The 20,409-nt window shown below is 61.8% G+C and carries 24 protein-coding genes; 20 read left to right on the top strand and 4 right to left on the bottom strand.

What is annotated here, in order from left to right:
* Window positions 1–16: 16 nt before the first annotated feature.
* Both cobO and PR018_RS08415 read left to right on the top strand, forming a co-directional pair.
* Window positions 17–664: a cob(I)yrinic acid a,c-diamide adenosyltransferase gene (cobO, locus tag PR018_RS08420; RefSeq protein ID WP_142823089.1), complete on the top strand. Its 648-nt coding sequence runs from the start codon at window positions 17–19 to the stop codon at window positions 662–664.
* Window positions 664–1,089 (top strand): EamA family transporter, encoded by a 426-nt coding sequence (locus PR018_RS08415; RefSeq protein ID WP_142823088.1) that lies wholly within the window; start codon window positions 664–666, stop codon window positions 1,087–1,089. The genes cobO and PR018_RS08415 overlap by 1 nt, the downstream gene beginning before the upstream one ends.
* Window positions 1,090–1,108: 19 nt before the next feature.
* Here the strand turns inward: PR018_RS08415 and PR018_RS08410 are convergent, their stop codons facing one another.
* Window positions 1,109–1,894, bottom strand: a complete 786-nt coding sequence (locus tag PR018_RS08410; protein WP_224127718.1) for a TSUP family transporter — start codon at window positions 1,892–1,894, stop codon at window positions 1,109–1,111.
* 197 nt (window positions 1,895–2,091) lie between these two features.
* On the opposite strand from PR018_RS08410, the gene PR018_RS08405 reads away from it, so the two are divergent.
* From PR018_RS08405 to PR018_RS08325, 17 genes are all read left to right on the top strand, one after another.
* Window positions 2,092–2,454, top strand: a complete 363-nt coding sequence (locus PR018_RS08405) for a cobalamin biosynthesis protein (protein WP_142823599.1) — start codon at window positions 2,092–2,094, stop codon at window positions 2,452–2,454.
* A gap of 127 nt (window positions 2,455–2,581) precedes the next feature.
* Entirely contained in the window at window positions 2,582–3,529 is a 948-nt protein-coding gene (locus PR018_RS08400; RefSeq protein WP_142823086.1) for a nucleoside hydrolase, read from the top strand.
* A gap of 212 nt (window positions 3,530–3,741) precedes the next feature.
* Window positions 3,742–4,164 (top strand): DNA-binding protein, encoded by a 423-nt coding sequence (locus PR018_RS08395; RefSeq protein WP_142829182.1) that lies wholly within the window; start codon window positions 3,742–3,744, stop codon window positions 4,162–4,164.
* The gene (locus PR018_RS08390; RefSeq protein WP_142823084.1) at window positions 4,143–4,523 is read left to right on the top strand and encodes a hypothetical protein; all 381 of its coding nucleotides are present in this window, start codon (window positions 4,143–4,145) and stop codon (window positions 4,521–4,523) included. The genes PR018_RS08395 and PR018_RS08390 overlap by 22 nt, the downstream gene beginning before the upstream one ends.
* An 86-nt stretch (window positions 4,524–4,609) precedes the next feature.
* On the top strand, window positions 4,610–5,449 hold the full coding sequence (gene cobA, locus PR018_RS08385) for a uroporphyrinogen-III C-methyltransferase (RefSeq protein ID WP_142823083.1): 840 nt from the start codon (window positions 4,610–4,612) through the stop codon (window positions 5,447–5,449).
* A complete protein-coding gene (locus PR018_RS08380; RefSeq protein WP_142829180.1) occupies window positions 5,446–6,750 on the top strand; it encodes a cobyrinic acid a,c-diamide synthase CobB in 1,305 nt (434 codons plus the stop codon). Before cobA ends, PR018_RS08380 begins: the two co-directional genes overlap by 4 nt.
* Complete coding sequence (cobD, locus tag PR018_RS08375; RefSeq protein ID WP_142823081.1) at window positions 6,747–7,748, top strand: threonine-phosphate decarboxylase CobD; 1,002 nt, start codon at window positions 6,747–6,749, stop codon at window positions 7,746–7,748. The genes PR018_RS08380 and cobD overlap by 4 nt, the downstream gene beginning before the upstream one ends.
* Window positions 7,745–8,725, top strand: a complete 981-nt coding sequence (gene cbiB, locus PR018_RS08370) for an adenosylcobinamide-phosphate synthase CbiB (RefSeq protein ID WP_142823080.1) — start codon at window positions 7,745–7,747, stop codon at window positions 8,723–8,725. Before cobD ends, cbiB begins: the two co-directional genes overlap by 4 nt.
* Window positions 8,726–8,868: 143 nt before the next feature.
* Window positions 8,869–9,297: a L,D-transpeptidase gene (locus PR018_RS08365; RefSeq protein WP_142823079.1), complete on the top strand. Its 429-nt coding sequence runs from the start codon at window positions 8,869–8,871 to the stop codon at window positions 9,295–9,297.
* Window positions 9,298–9,420: 123 nt separating this feature from the next.
* A complete protein-coding gene (locus PR018_RS08360) occupies window positions 9,421–9,699 on the top strand; it encodes an acyl carrier protein (protein WP_007814022.1) in 279 nt (92 codons plus the stop codon).
* A 119-nt stretch (window positions 9,700–9,818) separates the two neighbouring features.
* A complete protein-coding gene (locus PR018_RS08355; protein ID WP_142823078.1) occupies window positions 9,819–10,292 on the top strand; it encodes a 3-hydroxyacyl-ACP dehydratase FabZ family protein in 474 nt (157 codons plus the stop codon).
* A 42-nt stretch (window positions 10,293–10,334) separates the two neighbouring features.
* The gene (locus tag PR018_RS08350) at window positions 10,335–11,543 is read left to right on the top strand and encodes a beta-ketoacyl-ACP synthase (protein WP_142823077.1); all 1,209 of its coding nucleotides are present in this window, start codon (window positions 10,335–10,337) and stop codon (window positions 11,541–11,543) included.
* A gap of 5 nt (window positions 11,544–11,548) precedes the next feature.
* Window positions 11,549–12,835: a beta-ketoacyl-ACP synthase gene (locus tag PR018_RS08345; protein ID WP_142823076.1), complete on the top strand. Its 1,287-nt coding sequence runs from the start codon at window positions 11,549–11,551 to the stop codon at window positions 12,833–12,835.
* 198 nt (window positions 12,836–13,033) lie between these two features.
* A complete protein-coding gene (locus PR018_RS08340; RefSeq protein ID WP_142823075.1) occupies window positions 13,034–14,062 on the top strand; it encodes a zinc-binding dehydrogenase in 1,029 nt (342 codons plus the stop codon).
* Window positions 14,063–14,065: 3 nt separating this feature from the next.
* The gene (locus PR018_RS08335; protein WP_142823074.1) at window positions 14,066–15,001 is read left to right on the top strand and encodes a lipid A biosynthesis lauroyl acyltransferase; all 936 of its coding nucleotides are present in this window, start codon (window positions 14,066–14,068) and stop codon (window positions 14,999–15,001) included.
* Window positions 15,002–15,189: 188 nt separating this feature from the next.
* On the top strand, window positions 15,190–16,146 hold the full coding sequence (locus PR018_RS08330; RefSeq protein ID WP_161990934.1) for an alpha/beta hydrolase: 957 nt from the start codon (window positions 15,190–15,192) through the stop codon (window positions 16,144–16,146).
* Window positions 16,147–16,219: 73 nt separating this feature from the next.
* The gene (locus PR018_RS08325) at window positions 16,220–16,402 is read left to right on the top strand and encodes a hypothetical protein (protein ID WP_142823072.1); all 183 of its coding nucleotides are present in this window, start codon (window positions 16,220–16,222) and stop codon (window positions 16,400–16,402) included.
* A gap of 82 nt (window positions 16,403–16,484) precedes the next feature.
* On the opposite strand, the gene PR018_RS08320 is transcribed toward PR018_RS08325, so the two are convergent.
* Window positions 16,485–17,015 (bottom strand): gamma carbonic anhydrase family protein, encoded by a 531-nt coding sequence (locus PR018_RS08320; protein WP_142823071.1) that lies wholly within the window; start codon window positions 17,013–17,015, stop codon window positions 16,485–16,487.
* A gap of 13 nt (window positions 17,016–17,028) precedes the next feature.
* Window positions 17,029–17,721, bottom strand: coding sequence for a fumarylacetoacetate hydrolase family protein (locus PR018_RS08315; RefSeq protein WP_142823070.1), 693 nt, complete (start codon window positions 17,719–17,721; stop codon window positions 17,029–17,031).
* A gap of 285 nt (window positions 17,722–18,006) precedes the next feature.
* Between PR018_RS08315 and PR018_RS08310 the strand changes: the two genes are divergently transcribed.
* Entirely contained in the window at window positions 18,007–19,068 is a 1,062-nt protein-coding gene (locus tag PR018_RS08310) for an alpha/beta hydrolase family protein (protein WP_142823069.1), read from the top strand.
* A gap of 21 nt (window positions 19,069–19,089) precedes the next feature.
* Here the strand turns inward: PR018_RS08310 and PR018_RS08305 are convergent, their stop codons facing one another.
* Window positions 19,090–20,292, bottom strand: coding sequence for an amidohydrolase family protein (locus PR018_RS08305; protein ID WP_142823068.1), 1,203 nt, complete (start codon window positions 20,290–20,292; stop codon window positions 19,090–19,092).
* Between the last annotated feature and the right edge of the window lie 117 nt (window positions 20,293–20,409).

Here is a 20,409-nt window from a genome sequence, read left to right as displayed (position 1 = left end):
TTTCAGGACGACAGCCATGAGCGAAGACACAACCGACGGCGTGACCGCGCCGGAGCAAAAGCCCGACGATAGCCGCCACGCCGAGAAGATGGCGAAGAAGAAGGCGGCGCGTGACAAGATCATGGCGACGAAGAGCGGCGACAAGGGGCTGATCATCGTCCACACCGGCAAGGGCAAGGGCAAGTCCTCGGCCGCTTTCGGGATGATCTTTCGGCATATTGCCCACGGCAAGCGCTCCGCCGTCGTGCAGTTCATCAAGGGCGCGATGTGGACGGGCGAGCGGGACCTGATCGAGAAGCATTTCTCGGATATATGCGCCTTCCACACCATGGGCGAGGGGTTTACCTGGGAGACGCAGGACCGCGCCCGCGACGTAGCGGCGGCTGGAGCTGCGTGGGAGAAGGCCAAGGAGCTTATCCGCGACGAGCGCAACTCGATGGTGCTGCTCGACGAGATCAACATTGCGCTGCGCTACGATTATCTCGATCTGGCAGAGGTCATCGAGTTTCTGAAAACGGAAAAGCCCTATATGACGCATGTCGTGCTGACGGGCCGCAATGCCAAGGAAGAGTTGTTCGAGATCGCCGACCTGGTGACCGAGATGGAGCTGATCAAGCATCCGTTCCGCTCCGGTATCAAGGGGCAGGCCGGAGTGGAATATTGATGACGCAGAGCTGGGTTTTCTGGGCGATCCTATCGGCCGCCTTCGCGGCGCTGACCGCGATCTTCGCCAAGATCGGCATCTCCGGCGTCAATTCGGACCTCGCGACGCTGATCCGCACCATGGTGATCATCGTCATCCTCGCCGCCATCGTTACTGCCACCGGCCAATGGCAGGCGCCGTCGACAATTTCTGCCAAGACCTGGCTGTTCCTCGGCCTGTCCGGCCTTGCTACCGGCGGCTCGTGGATCGCTTATTTCCGGGCCCTGAAGCTCGGCGATGCAGCCCGCGTCGCGCCTATCGACAAGCTGTCGATCGTACTGGTCGCCATCTTCGGCGTCGTCTTCCTCGGTGAAAAGCTTGGAATGGTCAACTGGCTCGGCGTTGCGCTGATTGCCAGCGGTGCGCTGCTGCTGGCGCTGTTCTGATCGGTGTCCCCTGCAGCCCTTAGTAGCCGAGCCAAAGCCTGACGGGATTGTTCGGATCGGCCAGCAGTTTAATAGCGAAGGCGATGCAGACGACGACCAGAAGCGGCTTGATGACTTTCGCACCGATACGCATAGCAAGCCGCGAGCCGACCTGGGCGCCCAGAAACTGGCCGATGCCCATCAGGATGCCGATCTTCCAGAGGATGGCGCCCGAAAACAGGAAGACCACAAGCGCCCCGAAATTCGAGCCGAAGTTCAGAAGCTTTGTATGGGCGGTCGCCTTCAACAGGCCGAAACCGGCGAGGCTGACGAAGCCGAGCATGAAGAACGAGCCGGTGCCGGGGCCGAAAGCGCCGTCGTAGAAGCCGACCAGCGGCACGACGGTCAGGCCGAACATCAGCGCCGTCATCCGCCTGTGGGTCTCGACGTCGCTGATGTTGGGCTTCAGGGCGAAATAGAGAGCGATGGCGATCAGCAGGAAAGGCATGATGGTGCGCAACAGATCTGCTGGCATGATCGTCGCCAGCAGCGCGCCGAGCACGCCACCGAGCGCCGCCATGGCTGCCATCGGCACCTGCTCGCGCAATTGCACATGGCCCTTGCGGGCGTAGGCGATGGTCGCCGAGGCCGAGCCGCAGATGCTTTGCAGCTTGTTGGTGCCGAGCGTCTGCAGCGGCGGTATGCCGGCGATCAGCATGGCCGGCACGGTGATCAATCCGCCACCGCCGGCAATCGAATCGACGAAGCCGGCAAAGAATGCTGCCATGAACAGAAGCAGGAGCAGTTGAAGGGAGATGTCTTGCACGGCGGGCCATCCGATTTCACTGGAGCGTCTTCTGGCACCCGCGCTTGCCGGCTGCAATCGTTGTTTGCGGGGGCGACCAAAATTGACGTGAGCCGCGCTGAAGCCTAGACAGATCGCCATCCTTACCGAAGAGAGCCTGCGTGACCCATTCGTCCTCCGATCGGCAATCGTCCGGCAGGTCCCGCCTTGTGATCGGCATGGGCTGCGAGAGCGGAGCGCCGGAAGGCGAATTGCTGGCCCTGGCAAAGTGCGCCCTCGCCGGAGCTGGTCTCGATGCCAGTGACCTCCAGGCGCTCGCCTCGATCGACGGCAAGGCGCAGGAGCCGGCTATCCTTGCCGTTGCGGCCTATTACGGCATTCCGGCGTTGTTTTTCGATGCCGAGCGGCTTGAGTGCGAGACGCCGCGGCTGCAAAATCCCTCCGACAAGATTTTCGCGCTCATCGGTTGCCATGGTGTCGCGGAGGCTGCGGCGCTGGCCGGGGCGGGGCCTGAGGCCGTGCTCATCGTGCCGAAACTCAAATCCGCGCTCGCCACCGTGGCAATTGCCGTCGTCGTTTGAATTTCGCGCTGGACGACGTGCCGGCGGGGCATCTGCGATATTGCGAAACCGCCCGGCGCCGGTATGGTAACGTCTTTCGCCGCTGGCCGAGATGGCTGCCGGCTCCGTGCCGCGATAAGGAATTTCCATGCACAAGGTCATTTACGACACTGATCCCGGCGTCGACGACGCAATGGCGCTGCTCTTCCTGCACCGTCATCCCGAGATCGACCTGATCGGCGTCACCACCATCTTCGGCAATGCCTCGGTCGACACGACGACGCGCAATGCGCTGTTCCTGAAGCGGGAATGGGGCTTCGAATGCCCGGTGGCACGCGGCGCCGACGCGACCTTCGATCCATCGCGCAAGGAGCATGGCTGGCCGACACATGTGCACGGCGTCAACGGTCTCGGCGATATCGCTGTGCCGGAAACCATCGATCTTCCCATCGATCCGCGCCCGGCCTACCAGTTCATCATCGATACTGTCCGGGCCAATCCCGGCGAGGTGCGGCTCGTCGCCGTCGGTCGCATGACCAACCTGGCGCTGGCGCTGAAGCACGATCCGGAGATTGCCGGACTGGTCAAGGACGTCGTCATCATGGGCGGCGCTTTCTACGTGCCGGGCAATGTCTCGCCGGTGGCGGAAGCCAATATCTACGGCGATCCCGAGGCTGCGGACGTCGTCATGACGGCTGGCTGGAAGGTCGTGCTCATCGGCCTCGACGTGACCGCCATCACCACAATGAGCCGCGGCTATCTCGCCGACATGGCCAAGGCCGGCGGCAAGGACGTACAGTTGCTCGCCGACCTCTCGCAGTCCTACATCGATTTCTACAAGCACGCGGTCGAGGACGGCATGATGGTGCACGACAGCTGCGCCAGCGCCTATATCGTCGCCCCCAACCTCTTCACATCGATATCAGGTGCCGTGCGCGTCGTCTGCGGCGGCATCGCCGACGGCCAGACCATCGTCAAGCCCGACGGCCGCCACTTCCCCCCGGGGCAATGGGACGGACTGCCGAGCCAGACGGTGTGTGTCGGGATCGAGTCGGAGAAGGTCGTGGATCTGATCCGGGATGTGATCGTGGGGTGATTGGGTAGGGGGCACCCCAAGGACGCTCCTTTTACCCAAGGACAAAGATGGATCGCATTACTCCTCATGTAGCGCTATGGTTGCAATGGCCTTCTGTGGTATGAATTATTCATGATCGGTGCGACGATGGATATCGCTGACCGTTTGGACTAATCGCGTTCATGTTTGACCGGGGAGACTGAGATGTCCGTTAGGTCTTTGGGCTTCCCTAGATGTTCGCTGTGAGGCGCGACGATCTGCAACGTGTTGCTCAAGCAAAGATCAACGATGCCCAGTTGCTGTTGGCCCATCGCAGGGCGTCGAATGCTTACTATCTAGCGGGATATGCGGTGGAGATCGGGCTTAAGGCTTGCATCGCGAAGCAGATATCAGCGGAAACGATTCCCGAGCTTAATTTTGTAAGGTCGATATATGATCATGATCTACAAAAGCTAATCAGGGTTGCCGGCCTGTCGGCCGAATTGAAGCAAGCACAGGATGCCAACAAAGATTTTGCCGTAAATTGGGCGATCGTTTGCGAGTGGAAGCCTGACGATCGATACGGCTTAAAGGACCTGGGCACGGCTCAGGTGATGATAGCCGCCGTGATGGATGAAACCGGAGGAGTTCTGCCATGGATCAGGGAACGATGGTGAAGAGTGGTCAGGATCTCGTCAGGTATCTGGACGAGACTCCGGTCAATCCACGCTTCGCGATGTGGGTCAATTTTTCTGAAGCCGAAAGCTGGAAACTCTGGATCGTTCCAGCGAAGTCTATCACCGACAAGCGAGCGTTCTATCATACTGTCGCGGATACGATATCGAAACATCGCGATGATCTCGGCGGCCTCGATGTCGGGATGGTAGAGTTCACCGCCGACACCAAATCCGTCGTTCGGTCTATGGCAAAATTTATGAAAATGCCGAATATCGGCGCTGCGAACGTTTCCGGAAATACATTTGACGGCATGTTCTTGCCGGATGGCGTTTTGATCAGGTCGAATATAGCCGCGTAGAGATCACCGCGTTATGGCGCCTCTCGGCCGGTTCGATCTTCTGCCGCAATATTGCAATTCCGCCCTCCCACGCCTAACACAGCCGCATGAACCAAACCCTGTTTTCCACATTGCCAACCCTTGAGCCGGGCAGCGTCTGGCTGGCCGGGGCGGGGCCGGGCGATCCGGGCTTGCTGACGCTGCTGGTTGCAAAGGCTATGTCTGAGGCTGATGTTATCGTCCACGATGCACTGGTCGACGATGCCTGCCTTAGGCTCGCCGGTGCCGGTGCCGTGCTCGAATATGCCGGCAAGCGTGGGGGCAAGCCTTCGGCAAAGCAGCGCGATATTTCGCTGCGACTGGTCGAGTTGGCGCGGTCCGGCAAGCGGGTGCTGCGGCTGAAGGGCGGGGATCCCTTCGTTTTCGGGCGTGGCGGCGAGGAAGCACTGGTTCTCGTAGAGCATGGCATCCCGTTCCGCATCGTGCCGGGCGTCACCGCCGGGATCGGTGGACTTGCCTATGCCGGCATTCCGGTGACCCACCGGGACGTCAATCACGCCGTGACGTTCCTCACCGGTCATGATTCGTCGGGGCTGGTGCCGGATGCCATTGACTGGCAGGCGATCGGCAAGGGGTCGCCTGTGATCGTCATCTACATGGCGATGAAACACATCTCCCAGATCGTTGCCAATCTCATTGCTGCCGGCCGGTCGCTGCACGAGCCTGTCGCCTTCGTCTGCAATGCATCGACACCGCGCCAGCAGGTGCTGGAGACGACGCTCGGATCTGCCGAGGCGGATGTTGCAAGCGCGGGTCTCTTGCCGCCTGCCATCGTCGTCATCGGCGCGGTGGTAGGGCTGCGCCCATCGCTGGATTGGCTGGGCGCACTCTCCGGGCGCACATTGGTGCCTGAAAGCATCGGCGAACCGAGACAGGTGCGAGTATGAGCGGGCTGTTGATTTCGGCGCCGTCCTCCGGGTCGGGCAAGACGACGATAACGCTCGGGCTCTTGCGGGCGCTGCGCAATCGGGGCGTTGCCGTGGCGCCGGGCAAGGCCGGACCCGATTATATCGATCCCGCCTTCCATGCGGCGGCGAGCGGGACGACCTGCCTCAATTTCGACCCTTGGGGCATGCGCCCGGAACTGATCTCCGCCAATGCCGCCCTCCACCGGGAAGGCGGCAGGATGCTGGTGGTCGAGGCGATGATGGGCCTCTTCGACGGCGCTGCCGATGGTCAGGGTACAGCGGCCGATCTGGCGGCGATGCTGTCTCTGCCTGTGGTGTTCGTCGTCGACGCGGCGCGCACGTCACAATCGGTGGCGGCGCTCGTTAGCGGCTTTGCCAATTTTCGCGCCGACATCCGCATCGTCGGCGTCATTCTCAACCGGGTTGGCAGCGCTCGCCACGAACTGATGCTGCGACAGGCGCTGCGGGCAATCGGCATGCCCGTCGTCGCCGTAGTGCGCAGCGATCCGGGGCTGGCGGTGCCGGAGCGTCACCTGGGGTTGGTGCAGGCCGGCGAACACTCGGGGCTCGAGGAGTTTATCGAGCGTGCCGCCGCGGCTGTTTCCGCCGAGTGCGATTTCGATCTGCTGATGCGTGCCGGTACCGGACGTGCCAAGGCCTCTCCTGCCAACATTCACCGTATGGCGCCGCTTGGCCAGAAGATCGCAGTCGCCCGCGACATCGCCTTTGCCTTTTCCTATGAACACATGCTGCTGGGCTGGCGGCGACGCGGTGCGGAGATCTCGTTCTTCTCGCCGCTTGCCGACGAGGCCCCAGTGGCAGACGCCGATGCCATCTATTTGCCCGGAGGCTATCCGGAGTTGCACGCGGGGGCCATCGCGTCGGCCAGTGCGTTTCGCTCCGCCATGCGGGAGGCGGCCGAGCGTGGCGTCAGGATTTTCGGCGAGTGCGGCGGCTATATGACGCTCGGTGAGGAACTGATCGATGCAGCCGGTGGGCGCCATGCGATGCTCGGGCTGCTGCCGGTCGTCACCAGCTACGAGACGCGCAAGCGGCATTTGGGCTATCGCCGCGTCACGCCATTGCCGGGCAGTTTCTTCGAGGCGCCGATGAAAGCGCATGAATTCCACTATTCGACGCTGGTGTCCGAAGGCGATGCCGACCCGCTGTTTGCCGTTACCGATGCCTTGGACAACGATCTCGGCACGGCCGGCCTGCAGCGTGGCAAGGTCGCCGGTTCCTACATGCACCTGATCGACCTGTCCGGAGAGGCCGGATGAGCGGCAGGATCGCCCATGGCGGCGGCATCACTGCCGCGGCGCATCTCTACGGCGGTGACGCCGACGATTGGCTCGACCTGTCGACAGGGATCAACCCCAACCTGGTGACGATCCCGCCGATAGAAGCGAGCGCATGGCACCGGCTGCCGGACCAGCATCTGGTGGAGCGCGCCAGGGCGGCTGCGCAGACCTATTACCGCAGTGGCGATTGCCGGCCATTGCCGGTGCCGGGGACGCAGTCGGTCATCCAACTGCTGCCGCGTCTGGTGGCCGAGGGCACGCGCGTCGCGGTGCTGGGGCCGACCTATGGCGAGTACAGGCGCGTGTTTTCGCTGGCTGGCCTTGCCGTCGATGAGATCGCCGATCTCGACGCCGTCACGGAGGCGCATGGGCTGGTGGTGGTGGTCAATCCCAACAATCCGGATGGTCGCGTTCATATGCCCGACCAACTGGTGGCGCTCCAGCATCGACTTCGCCGGCAGGATGGCTGGCTGGTGGTCGACGAGGCATTTGGAGACGGCAGCCCGCAGGCGAGCCTTACGCCGCTGGCGTCCGGCATGGACAAGCTGATAGTCTTCCGGTCGTTCGGAAAATTCTTCGGGCTGGCCGGTATCAGGCTCGGTTTCGTGATCGCCAATCCCTTCCTGCAGGAACGTTTTGAGGACTGGCTCGGACCCTGGGCAGTTTCGGGTCCGGCGCTATCGCTGGCGGCCAACGTGTTTGCCGGAGATACGGCAGCAATCGGCAGGCGGCTGGCCGAACGCAGCGCTGCATTGCGCTCGGTGCTTGCCGGCGCGGGGCTATCGGTTACCGGCGGGACCGATCTGTTCGCTCTCGTTGCCGACAGCCGGGCGGGTGCGATTCACGAGCACCTTTGCCGGCATCACATTTTGGTCCGCAAATTCGACTATGCCGCAGAGTGGCTGCGTTTCGGGCTGACGGCCGATGCGGCAGAGGATCGCCGGCTGGCATCGGCACTCACCGGGTTGACATCATGATCATCGACGAACACCTGCTCATCCTCGTATTGGCTCTGCTGCTCGACCGGATCGTCGGCGATCCAGACTGGCTGTGGACGAGACTGCCGCATCCGGTGGTGCTGTTCGGCAAGGCGATCAGCTTTGTCGACAAGCGCTATAATCTGACGCGGCTTTCGGCCGCAGACCGTCGTCGCAACGGTCTCGTGTCGATACTGGCTTTGCTGGCGCTGAGTGCACTTGCCGGTGGCGTGCTGCATGCTTTGCTCGGGATGTTCGGCTGGCTCGGTCTGCTGATCGAAGCGGTGCTGGTGGCGGTTTTCCTGGCCCAGAAGAGCCTCGCCGACCATGTCATTGCTGTCTCGGAGGCATTGCGGCAGGAGGGGCTCGAAGGCGGACGGCGCGCGGTGTCGCGCATTGTCGGTCGCGATCCCGAGACGCTCGACGAGCCCGCTGTCTGTCGGGCGGCCATCGAGAGCCTGGCGGAGAATTTTTCCGATGGCGTGGTGGCGCCGGTGCTCTGGTACTCGGTTTTCGGCCTGCCGGGCCTGCTTCTATACAAAATGCTCAATACGGCCGATTCGATGATTGGCCACAAATCCGAGACCTATATCGATTTCGGCCGGGCGTCGGCACTGCTCGACGATGTCGCGAACTGGCCGGCGGCGCGGTTGTCGATCCTGTTGATTGCCCTCGGGGCGATGGTGCGACGTGGTGTGACGGCGCTCAACAATGCCTTTCGCATCGCCGCGCGCGACGGTGGTCTGCACCGTTCGCCGAATTCCGGCAGGCCGGAGGCAGCCATGGCCGGCGCTCTCGATATACAGCTGGCGGGTCCGCGTATCTATGCCGGAGAGACCGTGCGGGAGCCGATGATCAACGGATCCGGGCGAGATACCGCGACCGTCAGCGATGTCGAGGCGGGCGTGGCCATCTTCTACACGGCCTGCAGCGTACTGGCGCTGGCCGTGCTTGCGGGTTTTCTCGCTTTACTTTAATTTCTCAATAAAGATTTGCGCCCGATCCACAAATAATAATTAGGCAGCGCGCGTCGTGCAAATTAATTCAATATAGAAAACTTCGTGCTATTCCTTTCCCAGTCGAAATTGCTCGCTCCGAAGCAACGACCGAGGGGAAAATCATGAAGACGACGATTCCTGCTGCTGTGGCAACTCTCTGCCTCGGTTTTTATGCTGCGTCTGCCGATGCTTCGGCGCTCCTGGCGCGGATCGACATTGCCGCGCAGACGATGACAGTCAGCGAAAACGGCATCACCCGCTATCAGTGGAAAGTCTCGACGGCCCGGCCGGGTTATGTCACGCCGACCGGCAACTATACCGCCAAGTGGCTGTCCCGCGACCATCACTCGAAGAAGTATGACAACGCCCCGATGCCCTTCGCGGTGTTCTTCAACGGCGGCTATGCGGTGCATGGGACCACCGAGGTCCGCCGTCTCGGCCGGCCGGCGTCTCACGGTTGCGTCCGCTTGCAGACCGCGAATGCTGCTGTGTTCTTCTCTATGGCGAGCCAAGCCGGGCTTGAGAACACACGCATTATCATCAGCCAATAAGCCAGTGACCGCCCTGCCTGACACACTGTCCCAAATTTTGGGCAGGCTGTCGCGCAGGCCATTGGCTTTTGAGACGGATTTCCCTATGACGAAGATCGAAAGATCATTTGAAGAGGTACTGGCGTGACTGCTACATTCGATAAGGTTGCCGACATCATCGCGGAAACGAGCGAAATCGACCGGGCGACGATTACGCCGGAAAGCCACACGATCGACGATCTCGGCATCGATAGCCTCGATTTCCTCGATATCGTGTTTGCGATCGACAAGGAATTCGGCATCAAGATTCCGCTGGAAAAGTGGACGCAGGAAGTCAACGAAGGCAAGGTCTCGACGGAGGAGTATTTCGTCCTCAAGAATCTCTGCGCCAAGATCGATGAGTTGCGCGCCGCCAAGGCCTGAGCCACCGCTGCATCTTTGCCAACGCCCTGCCGCCTTTGATAGGACGGCCGGGCGGTTTTGTTCCAAGCACTATCTCCCACCCGCTTTGCTTTTTCTCGCGGGTCGGACCGGAGAGCACCATGCTGCTGGAATATTTCCAGATGATCGACCGGATCGAGTCCGTCGACCTGTCCAAGGGTATCTTGAGGGCGCGCTCCGTCGTGCCGTCCAACAGTCCGGTTTTCGAAGGCCATTTTCCCGGAATGCCGTTGGTTCCGGGTGTCCTCTTGATCGAGACCATGGCGCAGGCGTCCGGCATGCTCGTTCTGGCCGCCACGAATTTTGCCGCGATGCCGTTCCTGATGACCGTCGACGGCGCGAAGATGCGTTCCTTCGTCGAGCCGGATGCGGTACTCGATATCGAGGCCATTCTGGAACATGACGGATCCGGCTATGCTGTCACCAAGGCGAAGATCACTGTCGCCGGCAAGAAGGTCTGCGATGCGCAGTTGAAGCTGCGCACGCTGCCGTTTAATGAGGTGCCGCTGGCCGATATTGTTCGCAAGCGCGCCACGGAAGTCGGGCTTCTCGACGCGATTGCTGCCAGCGCCTGAACAGGTTTGGCCATCCGCGACGCAGCCGAAAAGGATTGATGTATGAGCAAGGCTCCCAATGACGTCGTCATCACAGGCGTCGGTATCGTAACCTGCCAGGGCGTCGGCAAGGATGCGCATGTTGCGCTGCTGACATCGGGCACATCGCCGGCTGTCATCGTCGAGACAGAAAAATTCAAGCCCTATCCCGTGCACCCGTTGCCAGAGATCGACTGGTCGCAGCAGATCCCCAAGCGCGGTGACCAGCGGCAGATGGAGAACTGGCAGCGCATCGGCGTCTTTGCCGCCGGTCTTGCGCTCGACGACGCCGGCTTCAAGGACAATTTCGAGGCATGCGGCGCGATGGACATGATCGTTGCTGCCGGCGGTGGCGAGCGCGACATCAATGTCGATACGCTGATCGTCGACGAGGGCCTGAAGCGCAACGACCGCGAATTGATGCTCAACGAAAAGCTGACGACAGAGCTACGGCCAACGCTGTTTCTCGCCCAGCTTTCAAACCTGCTCGCAGGCAATATCTCTATCGTCCACAAGGTCACCGGCTCGTCGCGGACCTTCATGGGCGAGGAGGCTGCCGGCATATCGGCGGTCGAGACCGCCTTTCACCGCATCAAATCCGGCGAATCCACCCATGCGCTGGTCGGCGGCGCGTTTTCGGCAGAGCGGCTGGACATGATCCTGCTGTTCGAATCGATCGGCGGCCACAGCGTCGGCGACTGGCAGCCCTTGTGGTCGCGTCGCGAGGGCAGCGGCGGCGGCATGATCGTCGGCTCGCTCGGAGCCTTCCTGGTTCTGGAATCCCGGGCCCACGCCGAAAGCCGTGGTGCCCATATCTATGCGACGATCGACGCGATCGAGGGTGACCGCGGCAACCGCGACGACGGCAGGTTCGAGGCTCGCCTCGAGCGGTTGCTCGAGCCCGCCATGGGTTCCGGCAGCGAAGCAATCGTGTTTTCCGGAAGCTCCGGCCTCCACGAGATTGCAGCCCGCGAGAAGGCAGTGCTGGACAAGGCGCTTCCGGAAGCGGCGATCCGTGGCTATGGCGGCGTGACCGGACACGGGCTCGAAACGCAGTTTCCGCTCGGCATCGCGTTTGCCGCACTGGCGCTGGCCAACAAGGCCAAGGTGCCGGCGTTCGACCCAAACCATGAAAAGCCGATGGGCACAGCCGCCCGGACGGCGATCGTGACAACCGTCGGACATACGCGCGGCGAGGGCGTTGCCGTCCTGTCCACTGAGCCTCAGGAGTGATGAGCATGACAGCTGCAGCCTATAGGGACCATCTCGGACGCCCGATCGTTGCCGTCACCGGCATGGGCATCATCACCTCGCTCGGCCAGGGCCTGAAGGACAACTGGGATGCGCTGACATCAGGCGTTTCCGGTATCCACGCCATCACGCGCTTTCCGACCGACAACATCTCGACCCGCATCGCCGGTACCGTCGATTTCATCGAGGTGCCGATTTCCAACGCCGTCGAGCGCTCCTATGCGTTTGCCCGCGAGACCACCGTCGAGGCGCTGGCGCAGGCTGGCCTGTCCGGTGATTTCAACGGTCCGCTGTTCCTGGCCGCGCCGCCGATCGAACCGGAATGGAGCGCCCGTTTCGCTCTTGGCGATCGCTCGCCGCCGGCCGATCACCCGGGCGATGCCTATGAGCGATTTCTTGCCGCCATGCGCGAACGTCCGGATCCATCCTTCCACGAGGCCGCCTCGTTCGGCGCCATCTCGGAGCGTCTTTCCGACCGTTTCGGCACGCGCGGTCTGCCGGTAACCCTGTCGACAGCCTGTGCCTCGGGCGCCACCGCAATCCAGCTCGGGATCGAGGCGATCCGCCAGGGTCGCACCGAGCGGGCCTTGTCGGTTGCGACAGACGGCTCGCTGAGCGCCGAGGCGCTGATCCGCTTTTCGCTGCTGTCGGCGCTGTCGACCCAGAACGATCCGCCGACCAAGGCATCGAAGCCGTTCAGCAAGGACCGGGACGGGTTCGTGATTGCCGAGGGTGCTGCGACGCTGGTGCTGGAATCGCTGGAATCAGCTGTTGCCCGTGGTGCAAAAATCCTCGGCATCATGAAGGGCGCCGGCGACAAGGCCGACAGTTTTCATCGCACCCGCTCGTCACCCGACGGCGCGCCGGCCATTGCTACGATCCGGGCGGCTCTCGCGGATGCCGGCATGGCGGAGACCGACATCGGCTATATCAACGCCCACGGCACCTCGACGCCGGAAAACGACAAGATGGAATATGGTGCGATGCTGGCCGTCTTCGGCGAGCGGCTGGCCAAGATCCCGGTGTCGTCCAACAAGTCGATGATCGGCCATACGCTGACTGCTGCCGGTGCCGTCGAGGCCGTGTTCTCGCTGCAGACGATGCTGACGGGTACGCTGCCGCCGACCATCAACTACGCCATCCCAGACACCAGCATCGACCTCGACGTGGTGCCGAATGTCAAGCGCGAGACACAGGTCCACGCGGTGCTGTCGAACTCGTTTGGCTTCGGCGGGCAGAATGCCAGCCTTGTCATGGCGCTCGATCCGGCCTAGAGGCCGAGAATGACGCAAGTTTGTTTGAAACACAGCCGCCTTGCGAGAGGGCGGCTGTTTTCATTCGGCCCGATGCGTGATCCTTTGCGCCGGCATCCGCGTACTGCCAACGGAATGGCTTCCAGTTCTGGACGAAATGCTCTAGAGCCTGTCGCCACACGATTTACTTGATAACGCCTTCGGGCGGAGGGCCTTTCCATGCGTGCTTTGCAACTCGTCGACGACCGCAAGCTTGAAATCACCGACCTGCCTGAACCGGATGCGCCCGGTCCCGGCGAGGTGACGTTGCGCGTCAAAGCGGTGGCGCTGAACCATATCGACGTCTGGGGATGGCGCGGCATGGCCTTTGCCAAGCGCAAGATGCCGCTTGTCATCGGCGCCGAAGCATCCGGCGTCGTCGAGGCTATCGGCCCTGGCGTATCCAGCGTATTGCCGGGCCAGCTGGTGTCGATCTATGGCGCGCGCACCTGCGGCCTTTGCCATCACTGCCGCGCGGGCCGCGATAATCTCTGTGAAAACGTCAGCGGCGTGCACGGCTTTCATCTCGACGGCTTTGCGCAGGAGAAGGTCAACCTGCCGGCCCGTCTGCTGGTGCCGGCGCCTCCCGGCGTCGATGCCATTGCGGCAGCGCTTGCCCCGGTCACTTTCGGCACCGTCGAGCACATGCTGTTCGACAATGCCAAACTGCAGTCCGGCGAGACCATCCTCATCCATGCCGGCGGCTCCGGTATCGGCTCGGCGGCGATCCAGCTGGCAAAGAACATCGGCTGCACCGTCATCACCACGGTCGGTTCCGACGATAAGATCGAACGGGCAAAGGCTCTTGGCGCCGATCATGTCATCAATTATCGCGTCGACCGCTTCGAAGGGGTCGTGCGCAAGCTCACCAAGAAGAAGGGCGTCGACGTCGTCTTCGAGCATGTCGGAAAGGACACGTTCGGACCGTCGATGTTCTGCCTGAAGCGCGGCGGTCGGCTCGTCACCTGCGGCTCGACATCCGGCGTGTCGGCTGAGATCAACCTGATGATGCTGTTCCAGCAGCAGCTGAAGCTGATGGGCTCGTTCGGCTGCCGCATGGAAAACATGGCGGATGCCATGCAGAAGATGGCGCGCGGCTACGTGCATCCCGTCATCGACACGGAAGTACGTTTCGACGACATCGACAAGGCGCTTGAGCGGATGGAGTCGCGGCAGATCTTCGGCAAGATCATCCTGAAGATGGATTGACCGGTGAAGCTCTTCATCACCCGGATCGTACTGGCCTTCCGGCACTTTCGCCAATGGTCGATCGCGCAGCTGGCCTTTGGGTTCCTGAATTTCCTGAAGCTGTTTCCAGCTGATGGCGGCATACGGTTTGCCGACTGGCTGATGCGCAAGGTCGGTCCGCGTACGCGTCGTCATGCGCTAATGCTCACCAATCTGCGCAATGCTTTTCCGGAAAGGAGCGATGCGGAGATCGAGGCAATCGCGCTTGCCAGCTGGGGGAGCATGGGGCGGCTGGCGGCGGAATATGTGTTCCTCGACCGCCTTTTCGACTTCGATCCCGAGAAGACCGAGCCGGGCCGCATCGAGGTTTCCGGCGTCCCGATCTTTCTGGAATTGCGCGACAATCCACGGCCATTCATCGTTTTTACCGCCCATACTGGAAATTTCGAACTGCTGCCGGTGGCCAGTGCCGCCTTCGGGCTTGAAGTCACCGTGCTTTTCAGGCCTCCGAACAATCCTTATGTCGCAAAGAAAGTCTACGACTTCCGCGCCAAGCGGATGGGTCATCTGGTTCCCTCGCATGCCGGCTCGTCCTTTGCGCTCGCGCGCCAGTTGGACGAGGGCGGCAGCGTCGGCGTGCTCGTCGACCAGAAATTCCGCAAGGGACTGCGGACGAAATTCTTCGGCCGCGACGTGAAGACCAATCCGCTGCTGCCGAAGCTGGTGCGGCAGTTCGAATGCGAGGTCTATCCGGCCCGCTGCGTGCGGCTGCCGAACAATCGCTTCCGGCTGGAAATCGAGCCAAGGATGGAGCTGCCGCGCACCGATACCGGCGCACTCGATCTGCCGGCCACTGCCCAGATGATGAACGACAAGGTGGAAAGCTGGGTACGGGAAAATCCGGAGCAATGGCTCTGGTATCATGACCGGTGGAATATCAAGAAGCACGTCTTGAAATGATATCAATGGGTTACGTCCATTGTACCTAGTTGATCCGAGTGGATGTCAAAAATTGCGATTGTGGAAAAGTCGTCGAAAATCGATGCTAAAAAGCAACCATCCATATTGCAGTGCATTATAGTCGTTATTCGAAATAAATTCGTGACATAGTTCAGTCATATGCTTCTGACGGGGCAGGGATGATGGATTTGAAAAGACGAAATTTCCTGGTTGGCGCGGCAGTTGCAGCCGCAGCCGTCCAGACGACGACAACCGCAGCGGTGGCGGCCACGCCAGACCCTGCCCAGAATTCTACGATCGAGGTGATCAACCTCTGGACGGGTCCACCTCCGGGTGGCGCCGGTCCGGGCCAGGGCGAGAACCTGACGCCGCGCGGGTCGCTGACACAGATCTCGCTGCCGCGCATTATCATCCACAAGCCGGACAAGCCGACCGGGGCAGCGATGCTCATGTGTTCGGGCGGCGGATATGCGCGCGTCGATATCGTCAACGAAAGCACGCCGGCTGCCATCTACTTCGCGTCGCGTGGCATCACCTCCGTCGAACTCGTCTACCGCGTGCCGCAGGAGGGCTGGAGCATCCATGCGCCGTTCCTCGACGGTATCCGGGCGATGAAGATCCTCCATACGGAGGCGAAACGCCTCGGGATCGATCCGGCAAGGCTGGGCGTGATGGGCTTTTCCGCCGGCGGCCACGTTGCCGGGATGCTGGCCACCAAGGCCGCCGAGCAGTTCTACGTGCAAACCGACGAAATCGACAGTTCGCCGAGCGATGTCGCGTTCGCAGCGCTTCTCTATCCGGTCGTGACGATGATGGCACCGTTCGACCAGACCATGAGCCGTTTGAAGATCTGCGGCAAGAAGCCGACAGAAGACATGCGCGAGGCCTTTTCAGTCGAACAGCACGTCACGGAAGACATGCCGCCGACCTTCGTCGCGCATGCAATGGATGACCCTATCGTGCCCGTCGACCACAGCCTCATGCTGTTCCGCGCCCTGCGTGCCGCCGATGTCGACACCGAGCTTCACATCTTCCAATCCGGTGGCCACGGCTGGGGCATGGGCAAGACCCGGCCATCGGTGCGCAGCTGGACCCAGCTGGTAGAGACCTGGCTGCGGTTGAATGGCATGCTGCCGACCGTGTGAGGTCCATAAGCTGATAGCTGCGTTGGAACCTATGGCATCGCTTATGGTTGGGGATGGCAACTAGGAGAAAAAAATGACCAACGACAAGGCTGCAGCCAACAACAACAACGACGTCGACGCGAAAAAGCTGGATCCCACAAGCGATGCGGCGCGGAGCGACCCGAAACAGGCCGACGCCCATCGCGAAGAACTGAAGAAGACGGCGGAAAAGGGTTTCGATCGTGCCCTCGACAAATCCCCCGAGGACAAACGCTGAGGCATGTCTAAAGGAGAAATGTCCGGGAACAGTGGTAAAGCGTGACACGCTGATCTCAGAGATTGTAGCGCGCTTTTGATTTTTAATCGACCAGCTTCAGATCCCGTGCGAAACGCTGCCAGTTGGCGACGTAGCTTGTTGCCGAGCGACGCAGGCCTTCTATGGCGGCGTCGTCGAGAAGGCGGATCGCTTTTGCGGGCGAACCGACGATCAGCGAGCCGTCGGCAAATTCCTTGCCTTCCGTCACCAGCGCATTGGCGCCGACAAGGCAATTTTTACCGATGCGCGCGCCGTTAAGGATGGTGGCGCCTATGCCGACCAGCGTGTTGTCGCCGATGGTACAGCCGTGGACGATGGCGTGGTGACCGATCGTGCAGCCTTCTCCAATGACGACCGGAAAGCCGGCATCTGTGTGGACCATGCTGCCTTCCTGGATATTGGTCCGGGCACCGATGACGATCGGATCGTTGTCGCCCCGCAAGACCGCCCCAAACCAGATGCCGACGTCCTCGCCAAGCTCGACCTTTCCAATGATCGACGCATCCGGCGCCAGCCAGTAGCGTCCGGCAGGCGGCGTTTTCGGGGTCAGTCCTCCCAGCATATAGATCGGCATGGCGTTCTCCCGGTTAGATGACGGTCAGCGACATCGTGGCGACACCATCGACGCCACAGGTAATACGGTCGCCCTTGCTGACAGGGCCAACGCCCGCTGGCGTGCCGGTCAGGACCACATCGCCAGCGGTAAGCGTGAACAGCTTCGATAGTTCGACGATGATTTCTGGGATCTTCCAGATCATCTGCTCGATGTCGCCGTTCTGCACGCGCTCGCCATTGACCTCGAGCCAGATGGCGCCGGAGTTAGGATGACCGATGCGCTCGGTGGGTACCAGGGCTGAGACGGGTGCCGAATGCTCGAATGCCTTGGCAACCTCCCAGGGGCGGCCTGCCTTCTTGGCAATGGCCTGCAGGTCGCGGCGGGTGAAATCGATGCCAACACCGTATCCGTAAATGCAATCGAGCGCCGCCTCGGCCGGGATATCGTTGCCGCCGGATTTCAGCGCGATGACGAGTTCGACCTCGTGATGAACGTCGCTGGAAAGTGGCGGATAGGGAAAGTCGCTGCCGACGAGAAGATTGTCGGCATTCTTCTGAAAGAAGAAAGGCGGCTCACGGCTGGGATCGTGTCCCATCTCGATGGCGTGGTCGGCATAGTTTCGGCCTACGCAATAGACACGCCGCACCGGAAAGGTCGCAGCCATTCCATCGACAGGCAGAAGGGTAGGATGGGGCAGGGGAATGACGGTGGCAAGGTCGGTCATGGCGCAAACTCTTTCACTGATCAGAGCCTGTTGTCTCGCGATTCCGGCAACAAATCCAGCACTGTGTGGTGCCGTTTGCGTGATGATTTAAACGGGTGTGCGAAGGCTGCGGTCGCAACGTGGCGCCGGCATGGACCTTGATCGCGATTTCGGACGTCCGGGATTGCGATCCGGGTCGCGTGGTTGAGGACAGTGGTCGATGCTGTGCTTCGAAGCGCGCCGGCCTTCTCTCCGCCACGAAACGGGGAACCTTACTCCCCGGCGCTCGCAAGCATGAGGACCAATATGCTTTCTCCACTAAAAGCGATCGCCATGCTGGGCACGGCTACAGTTTTGACGATGCCGGCGCAGCAGCGAGCCCTGGCCAGTGAGAATGTCGGAGTGCGCGAAATTTCCGCACTGTCGCCTGAGCGCGGCACCGACCTCGACGTTATCGTCTGGTACCCGGCGCTCCTCGGTGGAAAATCCATGCTGCTGGGAGAAGGCATGTTCTCCGTGGGAACGCCTGCCATGCTTGGCGCTCCGATCTCGGAGGGTGCATTTCCCGTTGTCTTGCTTTCGCATGGCGCCGGTATCGCCGGAAACGCGCCGGCGCTGAGCTGGCTCGCAGCGCCACTGGCTAGCGAGGGTTTCATCGTGGCCGCCCCCAACCACCCCGGCAATTCGGGGCCCGGGCGATCCGCAGCGGAGACGATGAAACTTTGGCTGAGACCTGGCGATATCAGCGATACGCTGGATGCAATCGGGAAAGACGCCTTTTTCAAAGAGCATCTGGAAAGCGGCAAGACAGGTGCACTGGGCTTGTCGGCGGGCGGCAGCACAGCCTTGGCGCTGGCTGGTGCCCGGATCGATCCGCAGCGGCTGGCAAGTTATTGCGACACAGATGCGCTCAACCCATCGCTTTGCGACTGGGTTCGCCAAAGCGGTGTCGATCTTCATGCCATGGATATGCAGTCCGCCGGCCGTCAGAGCGAAGACAGGCGCATTCGATTTGCAATGGCGATCGACCCTGCGCCGATCGGCGTTTTCCAGCCCGGGACGTTTGCGGAAATTTCCATTCCCGTCGAGATCGTCAATCTCGGTAAGCCCGGTACAATTCCAGTCACCGCAGATGCGGCCGGAGTTGCCAAGGCGATTTTAAAGTCGAGATACTCGACGATCCCGGATTCCAGTCATTTCAGCATGTTCGCCGAATGCAAGCCGGGTGCTGAAGAGACCGCTACGGCAAAGGAGATCGGCGATCCGATCTGCAGGGATGGCGGCAGCCGCTCCAGGAGTGCCATCCACAGGCAGTTGATCGACATCGTGACGGCGGCCTTCAAGCGAGAGCTTGGTTCGGGTCGCTAAGGACAGGAGCGAGCCACCGCCTCACCGCACCACCATCCCGTTCTCCGCCACCAGCCTGCCGCCCTTGTAGACGGAGCGTTGTTTTGGGACGGAGACGACGGCTTCAGGGACATGGGCGGCCGTCAGCGTGACGAAATCGGCGCGGCAGCCGACCGTCAGGCCATAGTCCTCCAGCCGCAGCGCTTTGGCGCCCGAGGTCGTGACGACGTCGAAGGCGGCCCGCAGGTCTTCGTCGGTGTAGAAGCCGGAGCGGTAGCCGATCATCATGGCGCGGCCCAGCATGTCGCCATCGCCATAGGGCCACCAGCTGTCGCGGATGTTGTCGCTGCCGCTGAAGACGGTGACGCCGACCGACCGCAGCAGCGCTACCGGCGGGAAGGCGTGGTTGCCGGGCGCGTTGGTCATGATCGACACGCCGGAGGCCGCCAATTGCTCGCCGGCGCGCTTTGCCGCGTCAGGGGCGAGGTCGCCGAGGCCATAGGCGTGGCTGACGGCGACATGGCCCTCCATCGACAGCGAGCGGGTGCGGGCGCAGATTTCCTCGATGGTGAACTGGCCGAGCGTGCCACCATCGTGCAGGTGTATGTCGATATCGACGCCGCGGCGCTCGGCAATGTCGAAGATGACGTCGAGATGGCCGCCGAGGTCACGGTCGAAACTGGCCGGATCGAGCCCGCCGACGACATCGGCGCCCATGGCAATCGCCTCGTCCATCAGGCCTGGTGTGCCCGGGCTTTTCAGGATGCCGCTCTGGGGGAAGGCGACGAGCTGGATGTCGATCAGCCCGGCATACTCGTCGCGCACCTTCAGGATCTCCTTGAGGTGCTTGAGGCCCACGGAGCCGTCGACCATCACATGGCTGCGCATGGCGGTGGCGCCGTTGCCGATGGCAAGCTCGAGCTGCTTTCTGGCGCGCACGTCCATCGGTTCGGCAATGGCGAGGTTCTGGTGCTGGAAGGCGACGCGCTCGTACACGTCGAAGCCGGCGGTGCAAGGCTTGTGGGAAATCCACGGGCCGCCGTAGAAGCTCGTGTCGAGATGAATGTGGCCTTCGACGAAGCCGGGTACCACGAGCGCGCCGCCGAGATCGACGGTCGTGCCGGCGCCGGTGCCGAGGCTGCCGCTGGCGCCGATGGCAACGATGCGGCCGCCGGTGACGGCGATGTCGCTGAAGGATCCGTCGTCCAGCCGGGCATGGGTGAAAAGCGTGTCGATGGCGGTCAAATCTCTCTCCTTCGCAAGGGGCGTGCGCGTCTTCTGAGGCTTTGTAGCGCAATAATGCGACGGCGACAGCAAGGGCAGCCGGATCGGAGGCCTGAAAGCTTGGGGCGAGGCGATTCT

Source organism: Rhizobium rhododendri (assembly GCF_007000325.2).
GTDB classification, from domain to species: domain Bacteria; phylum Pseudomonadota; class Alphaproteobacteria; order Rhizobiales; family Rhizobiaceae; genus Rhizobium; species Rhizobium rhododendri.
This window is presented reverse-complemented; position numbering and strand designations above follow the sequence as displayed.